Here is a 3,133-nt window from a genome sequence, read left to right as displayed (position 1 = left end):
ATCGAGGACTACGTGCATGGTGAGATCTGCAAGCTTGTCCTGCTGATGCTGAACACGTTTTTCGCGCTCCTGGTCGCAGGGTTCTGTCTCTTCGCCATTCTGAAAATTGCATTTGTAGGATAACCGTATCATGGCACCGACTTCACCCGCGCAGAATGGGAAGGCCTACAAGTATGTCGATCACTCCTACGACGTGATCGTCGTTGGCGCCGGCGGCGCCGGTCTTCGCGCCACGCTCGGCATGGCCGAGCAGGGCTTCCGCACCGCCTGCATCACCAAGGTATTCCCCACCCGTTCGCACACGGTTGCGGCGCAGGGCGGCATTGCCGCATCGCTGCAGAACATGACGCCGGACAGCTGGCAGTGGCACCTCTACGACACCGTCAAGGGCTCCGATTGGCTCGGCGACGTCGACGCCATGCAGTACATGGTCATGGAAGCGCCGAAGGCTGTCTACGAGCTCGAACATTACGGCGTGCCCTTCTCGCGCAATGAGGAAGGCAAGATCTACCAGCGTCCGTTTGGCGGCCACATGCAGAATTTCGGCGACGGCCCGCCGGTGCAGCGCACTTGCGCCGTTGCCGACCGTACCGGCCACGCCATCCTGCACACGCTTTACGGCCAGTCGCTGCGCAACAACGCCGAATTCTTCATCGAGTATTTCGCCCTCGACCTCATCATATCGGAAGACGGCAGCCGTTGCACCGGCGTCGTCGCCTGGAATCTAGACGACGGTACGATCCATCGCTTCGCGGCCAAGATGGTCGTACTGGCGACCGGCGGTTATGGCCGCGCCTATTTCTCTGCGACATCGGCCCACACCTGCACCGGCGACGGCGGCGGCATGGTTGCCCGCGCAGGGCTGCCGCTGGAGGATATGGAATTTGTGCAGTTCCATCCGACCGGGATCTACGGCTCGGGCTGTCTGATCACCGAAGGCGCGCGCGGCGAAGGCGGCTATCTCGTCAATGCCGAAGGCGAGCGCTTCATGGAGCGCTATGCGCCGTCCGCCAAGGATCTCGCCTCGCGCGACGTGGTTTCCCGCTGCATGACGCTGGAAATCCGCGAAGGCCGCGGCGTCGGTAAGGGCAAGGACCACATCTTCCTGCATCTCGACCATCTTGACCCGGCCGTTCTGCACGAGCGGCTGCCGGGCATCTCCGAGAGCGCCAAGATCTTTGCCGGCGTCGACGTGACCCGCGAGCCAATCCCGGTCCTGCCGACCGTCCACTACAACATGGGTGGCATTCCGACGAATTTCTGGGGCGAAGTGCTTAACGCCGACAGCGCCAATCCGGACCGTGTCATCCCCGGTCTGATGGCCGTCGGCGAAGCGGGCTGTGCCTCGGTGCATGGTGCCAACCGCCTCGGCTCCAACTCGCTGATCGACCTGGTCGTCTTCGGCCGTGCCGCGGCGATCCGCGCCGCCGAGGTCATCGATCGTGCATCACCGGTGCCGCATCTGAATGTCGCTGCCTGCGACAAGATCATGGACCGCTTCGACGGTCTGCGCCACGCCAGCGGCAGCACGCCGACGGCGCATCTGCGTGAAAAGATGCAGCGCGCCATGCAGGAAGACGCGGCTGTCTTCCGCACACAGGAATCGCTGGAATCCGGCTGCCGCCGCCTTTCGGAGATCTGGGGCGAGATGAAGGACATCAAGGTCAGCGACCACTCGATGATCTGGAATTCCGACCTCGTCGAAACGCTGGAACTGCAGAACCTGATGGCCAACGCGATCACGACGATCTACAGCGCCGAGGCCCGCAAGGAGAGCCGCGGCTCTCACGCGCGCGAGGACTATACCAGCGGTCCGTTCGGCGGCCGCGACGACGAGAACTGGCGCAAGCACACGCTTGCCTGGGTCAACGAGACCGGCGACGTCAAGCTCGACTACCGCCCGGTTCACACCGAGCTCATCGCAGAAGGCATCGATCCCAAGAAGATCGCGCCGAAGGCTCGCGTGTATTAAGAGGAACTGGACATGGTTGAACTCGCTCTCCCTAAGAACTCCCAGATGCGCGAAGGCAAGGTATGGCCGAAGCCCGCGGGTGCCAAGAACACCCGTGAGTTCCGTGTCTACCGCTGGAACCCGGATGACGGCCAGAACCCGTCGATCGACACCTTCTATATCGATGTCGACGATTGCGGTCCGATGGTTCTCGACGGCTTGCTCTACATCAAGAACAACATCGATCCGACGCTGACGCTGCGCCGTTCCTGTCGCGAAGGCATTTGCGGTTCGTGCGCGATGAATATCGATGGCACCAATACGCTTGCCTGCACCAAGGGTCTGGATGACATCAAAGGCACGGTGAAGATCTATCCGCTGCCGCACATGCCGGTGGTGAAGGATCTCGTTCCGGACCTGACGAATTTCTACGCGCAGCACCGCTCGATCGAGCCGTGGCTGAAGACGGTTTCGCCGACGCCTGCCAAGGAATGGAAGCAGAGCCACGAGGATCGCCAGAAGCTCGATGGCCTCTACGAGTGCATTCTCTGCGCCTGCTGCTCGACCTCCTGTCCGAGCTACTGGTGGAACGGCGACCGCTATCTCGGCCCGGCCGTCCTGCTGCAGGCCTATCGCTGGCTCATCGATTCAAGAGATGAAGCGACCGGCGAACGTCTCGACAATCTCGAGGACCCGTTCCGCCTCTATCGCTGCCATACGATCATGAACTGCGCGCAGACCTGCCCGAAGGGTCTCAACCCTGCCAAGGCGATCGCCGAAATCAAGAAGATGATGGTCGAACGCCGGGTCTGATTCCCGAATGTTTGCCAGGTACCCGGCGCCGGCCAATCGCGGCGCCTGGTACTTCACCGCTTACCCACCGGCGGGAATACGCATAAAGATCGCACACTCCATCACCTTGCTGACAAATTCTGCCTGCAGGAAGTCCGAAAGGCTTCAGCTGAGTTGTCCCGGTTCGGGTACAGAAATCATCACGGGCAATTTATGGCTGTGCCGACTTGATTAACCAAAGTGAAATACGGTAATTCGAAAATCGGTCTGATGGCTAATACTGCCCTGCAAGAGCGGACAATCAGGAGCATTATGATGCAGTTGCGATATGTGTTGACAGGTGTAACGGTTGTTCTGTCGTTGGCTGGCTGCCAGCGGACGGCATATGAC

The 3,133-nt window shown here is 60.9% G+C and carries 2 protein-coding genes and 1 pseudogene; all 3 read left to right on the top strand.

The window, feature by feature from the left end; all coding sequences use genetic code 11:
* Nucleotides 1–123, top strand: a pseudogene (locus tag ACPYOI_RS35350) (succinate dehydrogenase, hydrophobic membrane anchor protein); the annotation flags it as partial.
* Between the two features lie 7 nt (nt 124–130).
* Nucleotides 131–1,972, top strand: coding sequence for a succinate dehydrogenase flavoprotein subunit (gene sdhA / locus ACPYOI_RS35345; protein ID WP_481416938.1), 1,842 nt, complete (start codon nt 131–133; stop codon nt 1,970–1,972).
* A 12-nt stretch (nt 1,973–1,984) separates the two neighbouring features.
* On the top strand, nt 1,985–2,764 hold the full coding sequence (locus tag ACPYOI_RS35340; RefSeq protein ID WP_168831652.1) for a succinate dehydrogenase iron-sulfur subunit: 780 nt from the start codon (nt 1,985–1,987) through the stop codon (nt 2,762–2,764).
* The last annotated feature ends 369 nt before the right edge of the window (nt 2,765–3,133 follow it).

This window comes from Rhizobium sp. SVR5-2C (genome assembly GCF_056755115.1).
The sequence above is the reverse complement of the archived record's forward strand: the minus strand, read 5'-3'. Positions and strand labels throughout refer to the sequence as shown.